This is a genomic window from Methylacidiphilum infernorum V4, assembly GCF_000019665.1.
GTDB classification, from domain to species: Bacteria; Verrucomicrobiota; Verrucomicrobiia; order Methylacidiphilales; family Methylacidiphilaceae; genus Methylacidiphilum; species Methylacidiphilum infernorum.
The window spans coordinates 348,872-366,726 of the sequence record NC_010794.1 but is presented as its reverse complement, the minus strand read 5'-3'; the positions used below and the strand labels follow the sequence as shown (position 1 = coordinate 366,726).

General features: G+C 45.4%; 21 protein-coding genes and 1 pseudogene. 13 read left to right on the top strand and 9 right to left on the bottom strand.

All coding sequences use genetic code 11. The annotated features are described in order from the left end of the window. The first annotated feature begins 874 nt into the window (after positions 1 to 874). The 4 genes from MINF_RS01625 (at position 875) to MINF_RS01610 (ending at position 3,853) form a co-directional block, all read left to right on the top strand. The gene (locus MINF_RS01625) at positions 875 to 1,639 is read left to right on the top strand and encodes a hypothetical protein (protein WP_012462700.1); all 765 of its coding nucleotides are present in this window, start codon (positions 875 to 877) and stop codon (positions 1,637 to 1,639) included. A 104-nt stretch (positions 1,640 to 1,743) separates the two neighbouring features. Continuing rightward, on the top strand, positions 1,744 to 2,298 hold the full coding sequence (locus MINF_RS01620) for a ribonuclease H-like domain-containing protein (protein WP_012462699.1): 555 nt from the start codon (positions 1,744 to 1,746) through the stop codon (positions 2,296 to 2,298). 75 nt (positions 2,299 to 2,373) lie between these two features. Continuing rightward, positions 2,374 to 2,745 (top strand): Fur family transcriptional regulator, encoded by a 372-nt coding sequence (locus tag MINF_RS01615; RefSeq protein WP_012462698.1) that lies wholly within the window; start codon positions 2,374 to 2,376, stop codon positions 2,743 to 2,745. A gap of 364 nt (positions 2,746 to 3,109) precedes the next feature. Further along, positions 3,110 to 3,853, top strand: a complete 744-nt coding sequence (locus tag MINF_RS01610) for a class I SAM-dependent methyltransferase (protein ID WP_012462697.1) — start codon at positions 3,110 to 3,112, stop codon at positions 3,851 to 3,853. Positions 3,854 to 3,907: 54 nt separating this feature from the next. Here MINF_RS01610 and MINF_RS01605 read toward each other — a convergent pair whose 3' ends face one another. After that, positions 3,908 to 5,368 (bottom strand): sigma-54-dependent transcriptional regulator, encoded by a 1,461-nt coding sequence (locus MINF_RS01605; RefSeq protein ID WP_012462696.1) that lies wholly within the window; start codon positions 5,366 to 5,368, stop codon positions 3,908 to 3,910. Positions 5,369 to 5,387: 19 nt separating this feature from the next. Here MINF_RS01605 and MINF_RS01600 point away from each other — a divergent pair, with 19 nt between their 5' ends. From MINF_RS01600 to MINF_RS01585, 4 genes are all read left to right on the top strand, one after another. After that, entirely contained in the window at positions 5,388 to 5,996 is a 609-nt protein-coding gene (locus MINF_RS01600) for a thioredoxin family protein (protein WP_012462695.1), read from the top strand. Between the two features lie 134 nt (positions 5,997 to 6,130). Further along, positions 6,131 to 6,505 carry a hypothetical protein gene (locus MINF_RS01595; protein ID WP_012462693.1) on the top strand — a complete coding sequence of 125 codons (375 nt, stop codon included), beginning with the start codon at positions 6,131 to 6,133 and terminating at the stop codon, positions 6,503 to 6,505. Beyond that, a complete protein-coding gene (locus MINF_RS01590; RefSeq protein WP_012462692.1) occupies positions 6,498 to 7,043 on the top strand; it encodes a hypothetical protein in 546 nt (181 codons plus the stop codon). Before MINF_RS01595 ends, MINF_RS01590 begins: the two co-directional genes overlap by 8 nt. Positions 7,044 to 7,086: 43 nt before the next feature. Continuing rightward, positions 7,087 to 8,028: a glycosyltransferase family 2 protein gene (locus tag MINF_RS01585; protein WP_012462691.1), complete on the top strand. Its 942-nt coding sequence runs from the start codon at positions 7,087 to 7,089 to the stop codon at positions 8,026 to 8,028. A 273-nt stretch (positions 8,029 to 8,301) separates the two neighbouring features. Here MINF_RS01585 and MINF_RS11330 read toward each other — a convergent pair whose 3' ends face one another. Then, positions 8,302 to 8,472 (bottom strand): hypothetical protein, encoded by a 171-nt coding sequence (locus MINF_RS11330; protein WP_187146956.1) that lies wholly within the window; start codon positions 8,470 to 8,472, stop codon positions 8,302 to 8,304. 55 nt (positions 8,473 to 8,527) lie between these two features. On the opposite strand from MINF_RS11330, the pseudogene MINF_RS10895 reads away from it, so the two are divergent. Beyond that, positions 8,528 to 8,776, top strand: a pseudogene (locus tag MINF_RS10895) (Fic family protein); the annotation flags it as partial. A 63-nt stretch (positions 8,777 to 8,839) separates the two neighbouring features. On the opposite strand, the gene MINF_RS11325 reads toward MINF_RS10895, so the two are convergent. Together MINF_RS11325 and MINF_RS11640 are read right to left on the bottom strand one after the other, a co-directional pair. Then, positions 8,840 to 9,157, bottom strand: coding sequence for a hypothetical protein (locus MINF_RS11325; RefSeq protein WP_187146955.1), 318 nt, complete (start codon positions 9,155 to 9,157; stop codon positions 8,840 to 8,842). A 253-nt stretch (positions 9,158 to 9,410) separates the two neighbouring features. Further along, entirely contained in the window at positions 9,411 to 10,085 is a 675-nt protein-coding gene (locus tag MINF_RS11640; RefSeq protein WP_048810038.1) for a hypothetical protein, read from the bottom strand. 202 nt (positions 10,086 to 10,287) lie between these two features. Between MINF_RS11640 and MINF_RS01565 the strand changes: the two genes are divergently transcribed. Continuing rightward, positions 10,288 to 10,476, top strand: coding sequence for a hypothetical protein (locus MINF_RS01565; RefSeq protein WP_048810037.1), 189 nt, complete (start codon positions 10,288 to 10,290; stop codon positions 10,474 to 10,476). A gap of 215 nt (positions 10,477 to 10,691) precedes the next feature. On the opposite strand, the gene MINF_RS01560 is transcribed toward MINF_RS01565, so the two are convergent. Together MINF_RS01560 and MINF_RS01555 are read right to left on the bottom strand one after the other, a co-directional pair. Further along, positions 10,692 to 11,477, bottom strand: coding sequence for a glycosyltransferase family 2 protein (locus MINF_RS01560; RefSeq protein WP_048810416.1), 786 nt, complete (start codon positions 11,475 to 11,477; stop codon positions 10,692 to 10,694). An 11-nt stretch (positions 11,478 to 11,488) separates the two neighbouring features. Continuing rightward, positions 11,489 to 12,274 carry a polysaccharide deacetylase family protein gene (locus MINF_RS01555; RefSeq protein WP_048810036.1) on the bottom strand — a complete coding sequence of 262 codons (786 nt, stop codon included), beginning with the start codon at positions 12,272 to 12,274 and terminating at the stop codon, positions 11,489 to 11,491. Here MINF_RS01555 and MINF_RS01550 point away from each other — a divergent pair. The 3 genes from MINF_RS01550 to MINF_RS01540 all read left to right on the top strand — a co-directional run bounded on the left by MINF_RS01550 (position 12,273) and on the right by MINF_RS01540 (position 15,528). Continuing rightward, positions 12,273 to 13,238 (top strand): glycosyltransferase family 2 protein, encoded by a 966-nt coding sequence (locus MINF_RS01550; protein WP_012462684.1) that lies wholly within the window; start codon positions 12,273 to 12,275, stop codon positions 13,236 to 13,238. The two genes, MINF_RS01555 and MINF_RS01550, sit on opposite strands and share 2 nt — an antisense overlap. Then, entirely contained in the window at positions 13,223 to 14,383 is a 1,161-nt protein-coding gene (locus MINF_RS01545) for a glycosyltransferase family 4 protein (protein ID WP_012462683.1), read from the top strand. The genes MINF_RS01550 and MINF_RS01545 overlap by 16 nt, the downstream gene beginning before the upstream one ends. Before the next feature lie 86 nt (positions 14,384 to 14,469). Then, on the top strand, positions 14,470 to 15,528 hold the full coding sequence (locus tag MINF_RS01540; protein WP_148205083.1) for a hypothetical protein: 1,059 nt from the start codon (positions 14,470 to 14,472) through the stop codon (positions 15,526 to 15,528). A gap of 13 nt (positions 15,529 to 15,541) precedes the next feature. On the opposite strand, the gene panB is transcribed toward MINF_RS01540, so the two are convergent. The 3 genes from panB to MINF_RS01525 all read right to left on the bottom strand — a co-directional run bounded on the left by panB (position 15,542) and on the right by MINF_RS01525 (position 17,802). Further along, positions 15,542 to 16,321: a 3-methyl-2-oxobutanoate hydroxymethyltransferase gene (gene panB / locus MINF_RS01535; protein ID WP_012462681.1), complete on the bottom strand. Its 780-nt coding sequence runs from the start codon at positions 16,319 to 16,321 to the stop codon at positions 15,542 to 15,544. Then, on the bottom strand, positions 16,296 to 16,775 hold the full coding sequence (gene folK, locus MINF_RS01530; RefSeq protein ID WP_048810035.1) for a 2-amino-4-hydroxy-6-hydroxymethyldihydropteridine diphosphokinase: 480 nt from the start codon (positions 16,773 to 16,775) through the stop codon (positions 16,296 to 16,298). Before folK ends, panB begins: the two co-directional genes overlap by 26 nt. 61 nt (positions 16,776 to 16,836) lie before the next feature. Then, positions 16,837 to 17,802 carry a class I SAM-dependent methyltransferase gene (locus MINF_RS01525; RefSeq protein WP_012462679.1) on the bottom strand — a complete coding sequence of 322 codons (966 nt, stop codon included), beginning with the start codon at positions 17,800 to 17,802 and terminating at the stop codon, positions 16,837 to 16,839. Positions 17,803 to 17,855 lie beyond the last annotated feature (53 nt).

The following is a 17,855-nucleotide window of genomic DNA, read 5'->3' as shown; positions in this document are numbered from 1 at the left end:
TTTTTTTTGACAACAATAATTTATTTTTATAGAACTTTTTTCTCGATTCCCTGCGATTATTTTTCTGCTATCAAAAACGTGCGCACATATACACACCCTTTTCTTCCTGCCCCGATGGGTCTTGCCGGCCACAACCGTATCGGACAGGCCTGCCTTTCCCGGCTACACCCGGAGCGATTCCTGATGCTGCACCGCCATTGCTTGCTACGGACTCGCCGCGGGTAGAGCCGTTGCGGTTGCCGGCCGTTCCGTGCTCCTCGCACTTTCCATGATCATCATTATACATTAATGCACATGGCGGCAATGCTAGGGTCCAGCTCCTGTCATCCAGCCCCTACCCGCTCGTTTTTAATAAGCTTAAGCGAGACCAGGCAGGAGAGAGCCTCCCTCATTGAGCTCCTCCCTCGGTAGAAAGCGGAGGTTCCTTCCTGCCACCAGGGTCTTTTCCGCACCCCTTGGATCTGTCGAACAACCGACTCCCCTGGCGCTGTGCCGGAAAACAGGCGATCCCGGCCAGTCCAACCCTTAATATGTTTATCGCTCCCACCGTGTCGGCATTACCCTCGGACCCCCAGCTCTCGCACCGGAATGTCGTATCAAATACTGCAAAAGATAGGAGCAGGAGAGGGTCCTGTCAAGAAAATAGCCGATCAGAATCCATCCAAGCTTTTCTTTCCAGGATGAGACAGGGAATAACCCTCTTTTTTAAATGAAAAAGGAGTACGAGAAAAACCTCGATGAAAAATATCCAGAAAGGCATCCGGACCAAAGAAAAAATTTCTCTATAGAGAAATAATTATTGACTCTTTTTCATAAAATTTTTAAAAACATAGTCTCGGTCGACTTTAAAAGCTAATTCTGAAAGGAGGTGATCGTGAATTGGAGAGAAAGACAACTCTTTTGTCAAAAAAGTTCCTTTTTTATGGCTTTTCTCTTTTTTGTTTGCTCTTCTCTCTTTGGTTATTCTTACAAGGACTTTCTTAAAACAGAAAATCGCGATCATGCCTATCCTTGGCATAGAAACATTGTTACGACCGTTTTTTGGATCGGTGAAGGTCGCACGCCAATCAGTGCGGCCAATGGTTCAATGAGTGCCTGGGATGTGCACTGGACAAAAAATTATGGAGGGCCTGATGATCCCATTAAAAGGATCGGATTTCTACCCCGTCGTTTTGCCGCCACTCTGAATCCTTTCTACGTCGCCCTTCCCTTCAATGATGTCGCTTATCCCGATTTAGCCCGTAAATGGGTACCATGGTATAAAATACCCTCTCCTGAAAACCGCTTTATTTCGCAATGCAAGGGGAAATGGGTAGAGATAAGAACTAAAAGCGGTAAAGTGGCCTATGCTCAATGGGAAGATGTAGGTCCCTTGAGAAGTGACCATGCCTCTTATGTTTTCGGACCAGACAGGCCCCATGATTATAACCAAGCGGGATTGGATGTATCTCCCGCGGTCAGAGATTATTTAGGGCTATCGGGAATGAACTTAACCGACTGGAGAATCGTCGATGACTGCCTGGTCCCTCCAGGTCCCTGGATAAAATATGGAGAGCAAGCCATCATCTATTCAGCAATAAAAGCCAGAGAAAGGGAAGCCTCTTCCCGGTGGAAAACCGTTGATTTCCCCATGCAGTAGTTTTCTCATTTCAATCTTTTTAATCTCTTTACTTAACAAAGGGGTGTTTCCTTTTTAGATTTTTTTACGGGCAGAGGTTTTTGAAGTTCATTTTTAGTTCATAGGTGAATACGGCTCAAAAAAATATCCTTTATCTCGATATCGAAACCCAAAAAAGTGCCTATGAGGTTGGCGGCTGGCAGAAAAAGCATCTCATGGGGTTATCCATAGCGGTTATCTATAGTAGTCTTTACAATAAGTATTTCATATTTAGCGAAAAAGACGTTGACCAGCTTTTAACGATGCTGAGAGAAGCCGATTGCATCGTGGGTTTTAACATTCTGGGTTTCGACATTCCCGTCCTGGAATCCTATTCGATTTTTAATCTTTCAGAGCTTCGCTGCTTGGATCTTCTCGTCGATATTGAAAAAAAGATCTCCAGGCGCATCAAGCTTGAACAAATCGCCAAAGCCACCCTGGGTATTGGTAAAACGGCCCACGGTTTGCAAGCCTTGCAGTGGTGGAAAGAAGGAAAATTGCTCGAAATTGCTGAATACTGCTGCTACGACGTAAAAATAACCAAGCTGATCCATGAATATGGTGTAAAATATGGCAAGGTGTATTATACCGGCGAAGGGGGAGTCAAGGAATCGATTCCCGTAAACTGGCAGATTATTTAAGGCCTTGGGATGATGGGGACGGAAGATATTCTTTCTTGACTTGTGACCGAAGCTTAAACAGACTGGATTCCAACCATGGTACGTAAAACCAAGCAAAAAGAAGCGATATTCCGGGTGTTGAGTAGTGCAGAAAGTCCTTTATCTCCGGCAGAGATCCAAAATCGAGCTTCCTTGTTGGTTCCTTCCTTGGGTATCGCTACCGTGTATCGTCTCTTGAAAACCCTTAAAGAAATGAAACAAGTTGTTACCGTGGAAATTCCCGGGGAATCTCCCCGCTACGAAATTTCAGGAAGGGCCCACCATCACCATTTCTATTGTCGGAAATGCCATCAAATCTTTGAACTGGGAAAATGCGATGAGCGGATTGAAGATCTTGCACCTAAGGGTTTTTTAGTCCAAGAACACGAAATCATCCTCTACGGAAGGTGTCCTTCTTGTGCTCCATAAGCTCATCGAGCCAATCCAAATATTCAAACATCATTGCACAAGCTTTTCTTTTTGTAGCTAACCCAAGGCTACAAAGCTGGCATGCTCGTTCAAAACAATCCCTGCAGTTCTTTCTCTAGCCTCTATACCGTATCCAGGGCCCCATCTGCAGCATATTATTCATGAATGCCCAACACCGCTTGACTCATTCTTTAACAGTTTAGCCCTGCTCATTTAAGGTAATCCTAGGGAGGCCATACAATATTCCATTGCTCATCAACAAATTGTACTCAAAAGTAACTATTGTTCTTCATTGTGCCTACTTTTTTTTTCCTCTCAAATCCTTAATGTTAAATTAACAACTTTTTAAGCATAGGGCTAACTTATGAAAAACACCAAGGATACCTTGGTAAAAGAACCCACCTTGATCTTGCTTTTATCCGCATGCCTATGGGCGGCCTTTTCATTCCGCAATGAGAAAGGATGGTCAAATGTCTACGCCAAGCCCTACGTCTTTACGAGCAACACCTTTACGGACAGGATCCCTTTTTGGACCAAGGACTTGGAAGAGTTCAAGGGTAAACCGGCGATACAATTTCTCGAAATCGGGACTTTTGAAGGAAGGTCTGCACTCTGGGTTTTGGAAAATATTTTAACCGATCCCACCTCTTCCCTTACCGTAATCGATACCTTTGATGGCCCTTACTATAAAACTTTTCTGCACAACGTGAACCTTTCAGGACAGTCAGCCAGGTTTAAGATCTTAGCGGGTTACTCCACGGAAAAAATCAAGGAAGTACCCCTCCATTCCATAGATTTTGCCTATATCGATGGATCAGCCGACGGCAACGTTATGTTCGAGGATCTTAAAAATGCCTGGGATAGGGTAAAAGTCGGTGGAATAATCCTATGTAATCGGTATCGGCTAACCCCGCATTTAAGAAGAGTTTTTGGACTGCATTCGGGCGATCCCGGCCCCAGGGAAGCCATTGACAGGTTTATTGCCGCTTTTAAGCCCTATATAAGCATTATCGATTTCCAACCCAACTTTGTTGTCCTGCGTAAGCTTCAAGAAGCAACTCCTGCAAGCCAACGCATAGGGAGGACCAAAGACCCGGTAATAAAATAGGCAAAAATCTATTTTTCTTTCCTTGAAAAAACAAAAAGAGAAGTAAATCCAACCCTACTTTAAAGTATTTACCCAAGCGGAATGAAACCCTAAGATTCTCTTTGCCTTGGATTCGTCTCCTTCACATTCTTCGAGAACCTGAGTATAAATCCTATGCAATAAACTTTTCAGAGTTTCGAGTCGATGATCTCTTAGATCTGAACCCACAATTTCCTGGACGAGGAAATCTAATCCTCCAGCCGGACCTCCTTTGCCGGACTTCTCTTTAAAATACTTTTTCTTTTCAGCCGCTTGGATTTCTTCTGGAAGATGACAATTCTGGATCGTGGCACTGGTCGCAAGAACCATCGCTCTCTGGATAACGTTTTCCAGCTCCCTTATGTTTCCCGGCCAATGATAAGCCAACAGGCTCCTCATGGCCTGCGAAGAAATACAAGTAGGAGCATTGGGAAGATAACGGCGATGTTTAGCCAGAAAATGATCTATGAGATCGGGAATATCTTCAACCCTTTCTCTTAAGGGAGGAAGGGAAATTTTGACCACGTTGAGCCGGTAAAAGAGATCCGCTCTAAATTCCCTTTTCGCTACCGCGGCAGCAAGATCCTTGTTGGTCGCCGCTATAATCCGCACATCCGTTTTGATGGGTTCGTTACTCCCTAACCTGGAGAATTCCCCTTCTTGGAGTACCCTTAAAATTTTAGCTTGAGTGGAAATCGGCATTTCTCCTATTTCATCCAGGAATACCGTTCCTCCATCTCCCTGTTCAAATTTGCCGATGCGCTGAGCCATGGCCCCTGTAAACGATCCTCTCTCGTGGCCAAAAAGCTCACTTTCAAGAAGATTTTCAGGAATCGCTGCACAATTGATGGCTATAAAAGGCTTATTAGCCCTAAGACTATATTGATAAATAGCTCGGGCAACAAGCTCTTTACCGGAACCGCTTTCCCCGACGATCAACACGGTCGCATTGGTGGGAGCTACCTGCCCGATCAGTTTGTAAACTTGCTGCATGGGAGCGCTTTTCCCTATGATATGCAGGCTGCGGCTGTCGAAGGCGTTCGCAGGGAAGGCTTGGGAAGAAACTTCCTTGGTCAGCTTTGAAGCTTCCAATGCCTTGGTGATGACCGATTTTAATTCGATCATGTTGAAAGGTTTTAATATGTAGTCGTAGGCACCCATTTTCATGGCTTCAATGGCCGTTTGACAAGTTCCATAAGCCGTCATGATAACTACGACTTGCTGGGGAAAGAGTTTCCTGATCTCTTTTAAGGTTTCAAGACCGCTTTTTTTCCCCATCCGGATATCCATAATGATGACGTCAACAGCTTGGGTCTTGAGTAACTTCAAAGCTTCTTCCCCTGATTTCGCACTAAACGTCCTTACGGGAAACTCCTCAAGGAATCTTTGAAAAGAATAAAAAACATCCTCTTCATCATCGACAATGAGAATGGATTGAAGAACAGGTTCTTCCTGGTCCTGGGGAAGAGGAGAATCGGCTGTTTTTTCTTTTGTCATCTGTTTTTGTCTATCCGCTATGTTCTTTTATGAAAATGCCCGCGGGGTAGGAAAAATCAAGTTTTTAAAAGAAAGAGCAATTGATTTTTCCTCGCCAGGCTTTTACAATTTGTATGATATGAGTTCTAACCCGTTTTTTCTTAATAAGAGATCGAAGAGATTTTTTTCTCTTTTTTATTACTTCCTACTGTTCTTTTTTGCCTTTTTTCCCTTACGTTATCTCCTCGCTTCGGAAAATCTGAGATGGCTCACTAACTACACCCAAGCCTTAGCCGAAGCAAAAAGGGAAAACAAGATGGTGTTGATGAACTTTACGGGATCCGATTGGTGTCCCTGGTGTCAAAAGTTGGATAAAGAAGTCTTTTCTACTCCGGAGTTTAAAAATTATGCTCAAAAAAACCTTGTCCTGCTCGAAGTGGATTTTCCTCAACACAAAAGCCAGCCCGCTGAATTAAAAAAACAAAACGAGGATTTAGCCAACCAATACAACGTCGATTCTTTTCCGACCCTCGTTCTTCTCTCTCCCCAAGGGGAAGAAGTTTCCAGTTTTGGATACATTCCCGGCGGTCCTCAACCGTTCATTGAAAAAATAGAAAAATTACGCCAAAAGGCGATTTCTAAAAACTAGGCCGATCTATCGCCTACTTGACTGGCTCCGGACCGATAAACTTGACAGATTGATTGTTTTTTTTCTAAAAAAAAGAAACTCTCCTAGTAATCTTGTTTTAACTTGGCAAAAAGAGAACAAAACGGAGGAAGTAAATGAAAAAGAATAGCTTAAGAAATACAGGCCTTGTAGTTGCTTTGGGAAGCATTCTATTCAGCGGTCCTATGTTCGCCCAAAATGCTCCCGAGTCCCAGGATCAGCCCTCTTCTACGGCAACCCCCCATCATCATGACAGGGCCTATAGGCATAAGATGGCCAAGCAGATGCACGAAAAAATGCAACGGCTTATGGACAAACAGGATGAGGAGTTAAAGAAACTGGCCAATGAAATGAACAAGGCCCCAAAAGATCAAAAATTAGATAAAGCCGTTGAGCTATTAAACACGTTGGTCAACCAACGTATCCAGATGCATGAAGAGATGAAGTCGATGCACCGCCACATGATGAATCTCAAAGAACATCATGAATAAAGAAAACAAAGAGGCTCCTCGAAATGGCTGCATGAAACTCTTTCCCTTATCATTCCCTAGGGACAAAAAAAACCGGTTCTTTTATGGACTTGCCCTCTTTTTTCTGTGGGGAGCCCTTTTCCCTTTAATCGGGCAGACTTCTTTCTCTCCCAATTCTCCCAGGAGCCTTCCTGCTGAAAAGTCCTTGGATTCAGACCAACAAGCTCTCCTTTCTGAAATGCAGGAAAGTTTTAGAAGGATGCTCGATAAACAGGATAAAGAACTGGATGGGCTCTTAAAAGAACTCAAAAAAGCTCCAAAAGAAAAAAAAATTGATTATTTGACACTCATCGTTACCCGACTGATTGAACAAAGAAAAGAAATGCACCAGGAGATGGACGCCATGCGCACCCGGATGCGCGAGCTCAAGTCTCTTTCCCCGACAAATAACATTCGACACCGTCCCTCCCAAGAATTATCGTCTGATCCTTCAGCAGCCGCTTCTTCTCCCAGTGAATCAACTTCGGAGACTTCCTCCGGCAATGAGACCCCCCACTAGTCATCTTGATCGAGAATGGGTTTTTTCTTCATTTTTTTGAAAAATGCAATACCAACCCCTTGTGACTATTGCCATTGCCGCATGCAACGGGGAAAAAACGATCGAAAAAGCTGTTCTCAGCGCTCTCAACCTATCCTGGCCCAACAAAGAAATCATCGTCATCGATAACGGATCAACGGATAAAACGACTGAAATTCTAAAAAAGTTCGGCCAGGGCCTCTATTGCCATTTTTTTAAAGAAAAATTAGGGAGAGCAAAAGCAAGGAACGAGGCACTCCAAAGAGCGAGGGGAAGTTGGATCCAATGGTTGGATCAAGACGACACTTTAATACAAGATAAAATAAAGAACCATTTTTCGAACGCCTGCGACACCGAGAGAGTCGATGTTTACTACTCTCCAATTATTGCCGTGTCGCCCACGGGTGAAAAAAAAACCGTTCCCCCGGCTCCATCCATGAACAGGACTCCTTTGATTTTATGGTTTTCATCTGAACTTCCCCAAACGGGGGGTTATCTTTGGAAAACAGAAGCGGTCAAAAAAATAGGAGGCTGGTCAGACGAGGCTTCTTTATTTGACGACTATGAACTGGTGGGAAGAGCCATTCGGGCAAACCTTAATTTTGCTTTTACGCCTATTCCCGGAGCTTACTGGCATTATAAAGATAAACCGATGGACCATCTGCAAGCTTTAGAGTTTATCTACCAGAAAAAAAAGTGCATGGACAACATGGTCCGGTGGCTGAAGCAACAGGGTTCAATGGATCTTTCTCTTAAAAGGGAAATCGGGAAAGCCTATTTTGTTATTGCCCGGTGGCTTGCCAAGGAAGGCAGAATTGAAGAAGCGGCTGCTTTGGAAAGAAAACAAAAAGCAATGGATCTTTTCTGCGTTGATGATTCTTGGATATACCATTGTCTTTATTCCCTTTTTGGTTTTCCAACGACCGAAAAAATCCAGGAGTTTTTTAGAAAGAAAAAGCAAAGATAAAACTTCCAGCAAAACTCCCGATCCTCATTCCAATAGGAGAGGAATCAAGACCCTTTTCTACCTGAAAACCCCAAAGAAAGTGTTGCGCATTCACGCTTCTCCTACAAAGAAACACCTTTAATTGCTTTTTTACCTTAGTTTGCGAATAGGGTACCGATCAGGCGAAACACACTTTTGAAAAGATAACTGTCACTCGAGAGCCTAGGCGGACTGCCCGAACCTCTTTTGAGCAACAAGCAATGGCTGTTCATACTAACCCAAGAGTAGAGAAACTCAATCGCTATCGAAGTGTTCTTCGTAGACGAGGCAGAGCTTGAATCCGTCTTGCAAGGCAAGGCGCAGAGCGGGGATCAAGAAATAGCTCTTGTTTGTTACAGGACCGCAAGCTTCGTATTCGGCCTTGCGTATCAAAACTACAAGATGGGAGAGTTTACGTTCAATCATGCCCTCGTAAGGCAGCTGAACAAAAGCATAACAGGCGGCTTGAGGCGATTACAGGAAAAAGGAGCTGACAATAGCGGGAGCAAGGATAACTCCTCCAAGCGGAGTATTCGGCAGGGAATGGATGGACGCTTTCATGGCCTGGATTATGGACGCGATTAGGGAAGGAGAACTGGCATCGGCGGTGGCAAAACAACACCTTTTATTCGCATGCGTTCATCCTTTCGAAGAGGGAAACGGCAGGACAGGAAGAGTGCTCTTCAACTACCTTTTGATAAGCAGCGGCTTGCCCTCCCCGTGGTGGTAAGGGCATGAAAAAAAGAAGACAGGAATCTTTACCTCACGGCTCTAGAGCAGGCGGAAGAGCTTCTCAAAGAAGTCTTGAGCAATTCTCCAGATCCTTCTCTTTAGAGCTGCCATGTAGAAACTCAACTGCAGGCTGCTCGAGGAAATAATAGCGAAAGCCTTGATAGATAGCCTTAACGAAATCCTTACGGGACTGATCAAGGAAAAGCGCGGACTTGGGCTCGTTCCATCTTACAAGGCAGCAGAGCTTTTGGGCTACTCCTTGGACAGCATGAGGGCACTCATCAGAAGAGGACAGTTCGTAGCAGTAAAAGAAGGCAAAACTTGGATCACGCATCCATCCCTTGAGGTCCGAAAAATGCAGATTTAGCAGCGATCCCATCTCCTCCTTCCGTACATTTCCGTTCCGTCAAACTTACTCATTCACGCTCAAACAGGAACAAAGCTGAGTTGCTGCTTCATAGAGGGGATGCAACGCCACATTGCATCAGCGGCCAGAGCCCTCCCCGCCTTCCGGCGGAACTCGCCGCAGCGCCGTTTATTTCGGCTAACACAATGTAAAGCGAACAGGAAAGATCAAGAAATAACAACCAATGGATCAACTGTTCAAGCCCCGCTTTCCTAGCGGAGAAAAATCAGGAGGAGGACTGCAGATCGATACGAACCGCCTTGGCCAGGATGTTTTCCACCAGCTCGATCCTCTTGCCCTGCTCGTTGAACCGCAAGTTCATGTCCGCTCTCAACTCGGCAAACCGCACGTTCACATCGTCCCTCAAGTCCTCTATCCTCTTGCTCAGCTCGACAAACCGCGAGTTCACGTCCGCTCTCAACTCGGCAAACCGCGTGTTCACATCTTCCTTCAAGTCCTCTATCCTCTTGCTCAGCTCGACAAACCGCACGTTCACATCGTCCTTCAAGTCCCCTATCCTCTTGCCTTGCTCGGCAAACCGCGTGTTCACATCTTCCTTCAAGTCCCCTATCCTCTTGCCTTGCTCGGCAAACCGCGTGTTCACATCTTCCTTCAAGTCCTCTATCCTCTTGCCCTGCTCGGCAAACAGCGTGTTCACATCTTCCTTCAAGTCCTCTATCCTCTTGCCCTGCTCGGTAAACCGCCTGTTCACATCTTCCTTCAAGTCCTCTATCCTCTTGCCCTGCTCGGTAAACCGCACGTTCACATCGTCCCTTAAGTCCTCTATCCTCTTGCTCATGTCCTCTAAGCTCTTGCTCATGTCCGCCTTGAGATCCCTAAAAAGATAGAAAAAAAAGCCTCCCAAAGAAACGATAATTGTTATAGTTTGAGCCCAGTCCATGAATTGACCTTAGCAAGAAAAAATCCGCATTGCAAAAGAATTCTCGGCTATATGGTTGGCCGTTTCCACTACCGGCGGCAAACAAGGAAAAACAGCCGGAGGAAAATCCGAATCGCTTTTGGACCTGCGCTAACCGATCCGCCAAGCTCATTCATTCCCGCTCAAACAGGAACAAAGCTGAGTTGCCGCGTCAAAGAGGGGGATGCAACACCACATTGCATCAGCGGCCAGAGCCTTTCCCCTCAGCAAGCCCGCCTTTCCCGGCTACGGTGGAGAACCTCTCTGTCGCAGCTCTACAATGGCTTGCTACGGACTTGCCACGGGTAGGAAAGTTGCGGTTGTCGGCCGTCCCTTGCTCATCGCACTTTCCATGATCACCATTATACATTAATGCGCATGCAATACCAGAGTCTAGCTCCTTGCTGGCAAAACAATCTAACGCCCAAAAAACAAAGAATGCTCTCCGGCAGTCCGCCGCCGCCTGCTTTTCTTTGGCACCGTGTATTTGCCGTTACCGACCCGGGCACGAGGAATGGACTCCTCCCCGTGGGTGCCGGCTCCTTTTCTTACATTGAAAGGCTGATACACTTAAAATCGATCAAGAAATTACTCCTTGATATTTTTTAAAACTTCCTTGTTTTGGGACAGTTCGAAAAGTTTGCTATACCTGAAAAAGTTAGAAAAAGCCGCCATCGAAGCGACGTAAAAACCCGGGAACCCATCAAGAAATCCTAATTTTAAGATATAACTTCGAAAAAATCTCCAGGGAGGCCTCAAAAGCACATCCACCCAACTCCAACATTTTCCCTGGCTTAGGGCTTCCTTGGCAAAGGAAGTGGCATACTCGGGTAATTTGGTCAAGGTGTAATCGATCGTTGGAAAAGAATAATGGAGAAGTTCACCTTTTAATTTTTTGACTTTCCCTTGAACTATGACCCGGTCATGTTCGCGACTCCCTCCCCAACGACCTTTATCTTTGCGAAAAAGTCTTAAATTATAATCGGGATAAAAATCCCCGTGGGTAATCCAACGATCGATCAACCATGTTTTCCTTGGGAAAAAAGCTCCCACATAACTCAGATGATCTTTCAAAAAAAAGCTGAAAATATCACGGCGTAACTCCTCGGAAACAACCTCGTCCGCATCCAATCCCAAGACCCAATCATAAGAGGCAAGATCAAGAGCGACATTTTTTTGATCCCTTCGACAGCTCCAGGACCTCTTTTCCACTCGTGCTCCAAAACTCTTGGCTACTGCTTCGGTGTCATCCGTACAATCATTAATCACGACTACTATCTCACTAACCCAACCGGCCACGCTCCCTAAGCTTTTAGGCAGGTTATGAGCCTGGTTCCTAGCTATCATCGTCAGGCTTAGAGGTAGTTTATCCATTTCCAAGACAATCAAGCCGTATGGCGGTAAGGAAGAAGCATGTGGAAGAGGGTTTTTAAATTGCGTTTGGGCCTGCGGGCCGTCAACCTCTTTAAACAAAAGGGATTTTCTCCGGGAAGATTAACCCCTTCTGCAATTTGACATGCGGATTCATAACCCGCCTTCTCTACAATTTCCATGCATTGCTCATTCCATTCCCCGTATGGATAAGAAAAATGGCGAACGGGAAAGGAAAAAATATCTTCAAGCCTTTTTTTTGAATCCTCGATCTCTCTCTGGGCCTCACGAAAGGAAAGCCTGGGAAGATGGGGATGGGTAAGACTATGACTGCCGATTTCCTGTCCAGAAGCGATCCATTCCCGGATTTCTTCTTTGCTCATCAGCTTATGCGAAGGTTCTCCTAGTGGCCTATCCCATTCGTTAGACTTTCCTATGTAGTCGACCACGATAAAAAGGATGGCGCGCATTTTAAACCGGGTAAGGAGGGGTAGGGCACGGGTAAAAACCGATTGGTAACCATCGTCAAAACTCAAGATTACCCCCCTGCAAACCGAACAACTTGCGGCGACAAATTCTCCCAGGGTAATTGCGGGCCATTCCAAGGACCAAAATTCTCCAAGCTGTCTTTCAAAAAGCAAGCTTGGAACCCACAAAGAAGGGAACTTGGATTCTTTTGGACTTTTGCCTATATGATGATACATGAGTATGGGGGTTTTATCTCCGTAAATTTTTCGGTAATGGGACAAATGGGTAAAGGAATTATCTTGTTTGGATGGGAGTTGAGGCAATCCTGCCATGAATGCGAATTTATCGATAATTATCGTCAGTTGCAACACCCAACTGCTCCTTGAAAAAGCCTTAAATTCGATTGAAAAAAGCGGCGATCCTTTCAAGAAGCTGCTTATTGTCTTTGATAACGGATCAAAAGATGGGACGCAGGAAATGATAAAAAAAAAATTTCCTTGGGTAGTTTACCTCCGTTCGGAAACCAATCTTGGTTTTTCAAAGGCTGTCAACCGGGCGGCCCATCAGGCCCAAGGGGATTACCTTTTGCTGCTTAATTCGGATGCCAGGCTACAGGAAGATTCCATCCAAAAAGCCGTAGAATGGATGGAACAAAATCCAAGGTGCGCCGTCTGTGGAGCCCAGCTCCTCAACGAAGATGGGACACTGCAGAATTCCATAGCCAATTTCCCTACGCTTTTAACGGAACTTGCCAACAAGTCTATCCTGCGAAGACTTTTCCCCAAAAAATTTCCGGGTAAAGAATACCAATCAGGCCGCCCTCAAGCTGTTGAATCGGTGATAGGGGCCTTTTTTCTCATTCGAAAAACAATTTGGGATGAACTAGGAGGATTCGATGAAAGGTATTTTTTCTTTTTTGAAGAAACCGACTTTTGTCTCCGGGCTACGCAAAGGGGTTATCTCGTCTACTATTTACCCCAAGTGAAAGTTTGGCATGGCCAAGGTAAAACGGCAAAAACGCTCCTATCCGAGGCCCGAATCGAATATTGGAAATCCAGGTACCGCTATTTCAAAACCCATCATCCTTTATACAAGTACCTGATTTTAAGAATAGGCCTTCTTATTCGGCTTTTTTTATCCCTTTTCCTGGAAAGCCTCCTTTATTTGGTTACCTTTGGGAAGAGCCCGACTACAAGGCTGAAAACAGCCTATAAAATCGCCCTGTGGCATCTCAAGGGGATGCCTGATCAGATGGGATTATCCAGCCACCAAGAAATAAAATGCAAGAAAGATTAAATGTGCTTTTGATCAATTCCGTTCTCCAAGGCGGGGGAACAGACAACCAGGTCATTCTTCTTGCTCGGGGATTGCTAGAACTAGGAGTTAGGGTTCTCGTAGCCTGTCCCCAAACCAATGAACTGTTCTACCAGCTTCAAAGTTACGGGATAGAAAGCGTGCATTGGGGAAAAAATATCTCCGGCCTTTACAAGCTTAAGGAAATCATAAGCAGGCGGAACATTACGCTTTTGCACGCCCATCACGGCAGGGACTATTGGCCGGCCATCATGGGCGCTTCTCTATCCTACCCCAAGCCAAAAGTTGTTCTTTCGCGCCACATGGCTAAAAGCCCTGGATCCTGGATAAGCCAGAATTACCTTTTAAAGCATTGCGACTGCCTGGTCGCCGTATCTCAATTCACAAGGAAAATTCTTACAGAGGGTCATTTCGATCCCCACTGTCCCATCAAAGAAAGGCACAAAAGGAAGCCCATAGGGGGGGATCATGGGAAAATCAAGGTTATCTACGGGGGTATTGACACAGGGCGTTTTTATCCCCGAAACGCCTCCTATTTAAGAGAAAAAATATCCGTTGACGGCCGCCATTTTCTCTTTGGCATGGTAGGCAGCTATGATTATCCCCTGGGCAAAGGGCAGTTAGACTTCCTTGAGGCCGCTCACAAAACACGAAACTTTCTTCCCCAGGGTCGGTTTCTCATTATCGGCAGAGGGAACATGAGAGAGCTGCTGGAAGAGAAGATAAAAAGTTTATCCCTTGAAGATCGGGTCTTTCTCATTCCCCACACTCCTGAAATAGACGGTTGGTTGAATGCTCTCGATTGCCTTGTCCATCCGGCTATAGCTACCGAAGCTTTCGGCCTGGTTATTTTGGAAGCTTTCGCTTGCGGCAAACCGGTCATTGCCACATCCCTAGACGGTATTCCAGAAGCTTTTCAAGCTTGCCAAGTCGGCAAACTGATCCCACCCTGGTCTATCCCTGACCTATGCCAAGCCTTGGCGGATGTAGCTAAAGCAGGTCCCCTCTCCGAAGAAAAAAAATGGCAATGTCATAAAAAAATAGAATCGAGCTTTTCCTACAAAGTTATGGCTAAAAATATGTTAGAGCTTTATAATCAGCTAATCATGGGAAATACTGAGAGCTAGAAAAAATTAATAAAAGCGGATATTAACGAGGAATGGGCCTGTATCCCCAAGGTCAAACTCGAAACAATGAACTCCTCTCAAAGCTCATGAAAGACCGAACAATCCTAACAAAAATTTCTCCTTTTGGGCTGCTCTTTTCTATTTATCTTGTTTTTTGTCCTTTCCCCCTCTTTTCTTCTCCTTTCGAGGAGCTTGCTTCTTTTAGTTCCATTCCCAATATTTCGCCCTCGACTTTATCAAGCGGGGAAATACTGGGAAGTTTCGACGACAAAAACAGCAAAGGCCATGCGATATTGATCGAAACTTGTTTTATCGTTCCGGATAAACCGCAGGCTGTTTCCACGGCCTTTCTTCACTGGGATCCGAGCAAACATCCCTCGCTCAAAGTCATGGGACATTTGGAAAACGCCTTCCCCAACTCGTTCCCTTTTAATTCCCTGGTTTTCGATTTAAAGAAGTCCCCCGTCAGGAAACTCCTTCAAGAAGCCTTTCGCGCCAAGCCGGGGAAAAGCGCACTGAACCTCAGCACCGATGAAATCAAGCAACTCCAAGCAACCCTTTCTCCACTTAAGGGAAAAATGGACGAAGGCTCGATAGAAGCCCTCCACAGCTTTTTTACGGCGGATTTGCAAGCCAAGCTTTTAAACTACTCCCAATCCGGCTTATCCAACCTTCCCCCCTACGAAAACGGGGGTAGCCCGATTAAGCCCATTGAAGAAATTTCAAAGATGGCGAAAGCTAATCCCAAAATTTATGCCCGCTACCAACCTCTCATTGATTCTCTGCTGAGTAATTGGACAAGCCAACAACCTCCTCAAAATTACTATTGTAATTTTTTTGATGCCAATGGAATGGCTACCCTCTCTCTAGGTTCAAGCTATGGCTTCAAGACCGAACAAAGCTGGCAACAGATTAACTGCGAATTTTACGTCAGCTCCGTCTATTACAACGGCATGGAAATCGTGGAAATGTGGCCCATAGAATCAGGCGGCAAGACCGTAACTCTTGTCTGGAAGGCCCACATGCTTGCCGTTCCCTTGGGCGGGTTACTCGAAGATGTCAACCGCGTGGCTTACGGGATTGCCCTACTCCAAGGGACAAAGAATGCCGATCAAGCTTTCCTTTCCGAATTTTTACACAACTAAGGAATGCTGCTCCCTATTTTTGGGGACCTTTTTGAACTTCTTCCTTGTAAGCTCTAACCGCCTCTTTAATGAGAGAGACCAAGTCTAGCTTGGGCTGAACGAATTTCGGTCGAAACCAGGGGAAAAGCCCAACAAGATCATGAAAAACAAGAATTTGACCATCACAACATTTTCCTGATCCAATCCCGATCGTCGGCACATCGACCAACCGTGTTACTTCAGCAGCAAGCTCTTCGTCCAAAGCCTCGAGAACAATCGAGAATACCCCCGCCTTGCTTAAACAAAGAGCATCATCGATAATCTTCTTTCTTTCCTTGTCTTCAAGCCCATACTTCCTGTATTTCGGAGGCTGGCCGAGGAATTGAGGCATTAAACCGATATGGCCCATCACGGCAATCCCCTGGGAAACAAGCAGCCGAACTATCCGTTCCACCTCGGTTCCCCCTTCAACCTTTACGGCTTGTGCTCCCGCTTCGCAGAGTTTCCGTGCACAGTAGAGAGCTTTACCCTCTTCCCTGTTCCATCCAAAGGGCATATCCGCAACCACCAAGGACCTCACCTTTGCTCGAGCGACAGCCCGGAGATGATGCAGCATATCGTCCAAACTCACCTTGGTCGTATCTTCGTAGCCCAAGGCAACCATGCCCAGCGAATCCCCCACGAGAAGGAGGGGAATACCCGCCTCGTCCAGGATTTTCGCCGTGGGATAATCGACCACAGTCAAAGCGGCGATTTTTTCCCCTGCACCCTTTCTTAGCCTGATCCAATCAGGAGTGATTTTTGTCGAGTTCATAAAGCAACTCTTTTACGGTCTTGGAATAGCCCGGAAGAATCAACTCGGCTCTTATTTCTGCAAGAGGACCCAGGACAAAGAGCCTCTGGGCAATCCGGGGATGAGGAATAATCAGATCATTTTCAGTAACCCGTTCCCCGCCATAATATAAAATGTCCAAGTCGATCGGCCGTGGCCCGTTTTTTTCCCGGCTCCCCAAAGGCAACCTCCCACGGGAAAGCTCAAAGTCCTGGAGAAAAGCAAGTAACGTTCTTGCAGGGAGATCCGTTTCAATCTCGGCTACGCAATTCAGAAAATCGGGCGATCCTTCAGGACAATCTACAGGCCGGGTTTCCCAGATTGAAGAACAGAGAAAATGATTGTTTATTGTCAGGTTTCTTAAAAAGGACAGGGCCTCTTCAATATGCTTGTTCTTCTGCCCTTCGTTAGAACCCAAAGCTATCCCAACGTACATAGGAAAAAATAAACACAAAAACTCTTTTTTAAAATGCCATTTGGCAATATTCCGAAGAAAGTCAGCCGATTTTTAACCAAAAAGAAGCCATCTCACTATCCCCCAGGGCATCGATCATTTTTAAATATTTCTTTATTTTTTTTTGGCGCCAGCTCAGCTCTTCCTGGGAAAGGGTGGATATTCTTCCAGATTCGGGACTGAGAGAAAAAAGCTGGGAAGTCGTCCAATTATTTTGTCCTGAATCATACTGAATCTTGGCTATCTTAAGTCCGCTTTTTTGTGCCGCCACTGCCATGGATTTTACCGTAAAGAGATGAAGATGTCTTGGAGGATCCCACATGGCCCAACAATTTCCAAACTTTCTCCATCCATAGCTGTCCGCCAGGGGTGTACTTATAATCATGGTCCCTGCTTCACTGAGGTGTTCCCTCAAGGCTTTCAAAACCAAAAGGGGGTTTTCGAGGTGCTCAATTACGTGATTTAAAATAACCAGGTCAAAAATGCCGGTCAGCTGGGTGTAATCTCCCTTTTTTATAACCAAGCCCTTAGCAGGTATTTGCTGTTGGGCCTCAATGTAGGGATCTAAACCCATCAGGTTTTTAAATCCCCAGCCATGCAACCTGAAAAGAAAACTTCCCCTTCCACAACCATAATCAAGAATCCTCGATTCTTGATCGATTCCTAGCTCTCCAAGATCACAAAGAAACCCCGGGAAAAGCTTTTCTAAAAAAACTCGGGCTCTTTTTGCCCGTCTCGCTGAAAGGAGAACAAGCTTCGCAAGCCCCTGTTTTAGAGGGATAGTGCCTTTTCTTTCAAGCCTTCCCACTTCTAATATTTGGGCATGATAATGAAAAGCGTAGTACCTTTCCAGATCCTTAGGAATAGATTCAATTTGCAAACAGCCGCAATCCAGGCACTTAAAATAAGAAAACCGTTCAAAGCTTCCCATGATCGTTTCTTTGGCCATGTACCGGGGATGATCCGCTACGCAGCCGCAAATTCTACAGCTTAACTTGCTCGACGACATATAGGCCCCTCTTTTTTTTCATTGAACCATAAAGCTTTTCTCCTTTAAAAAAG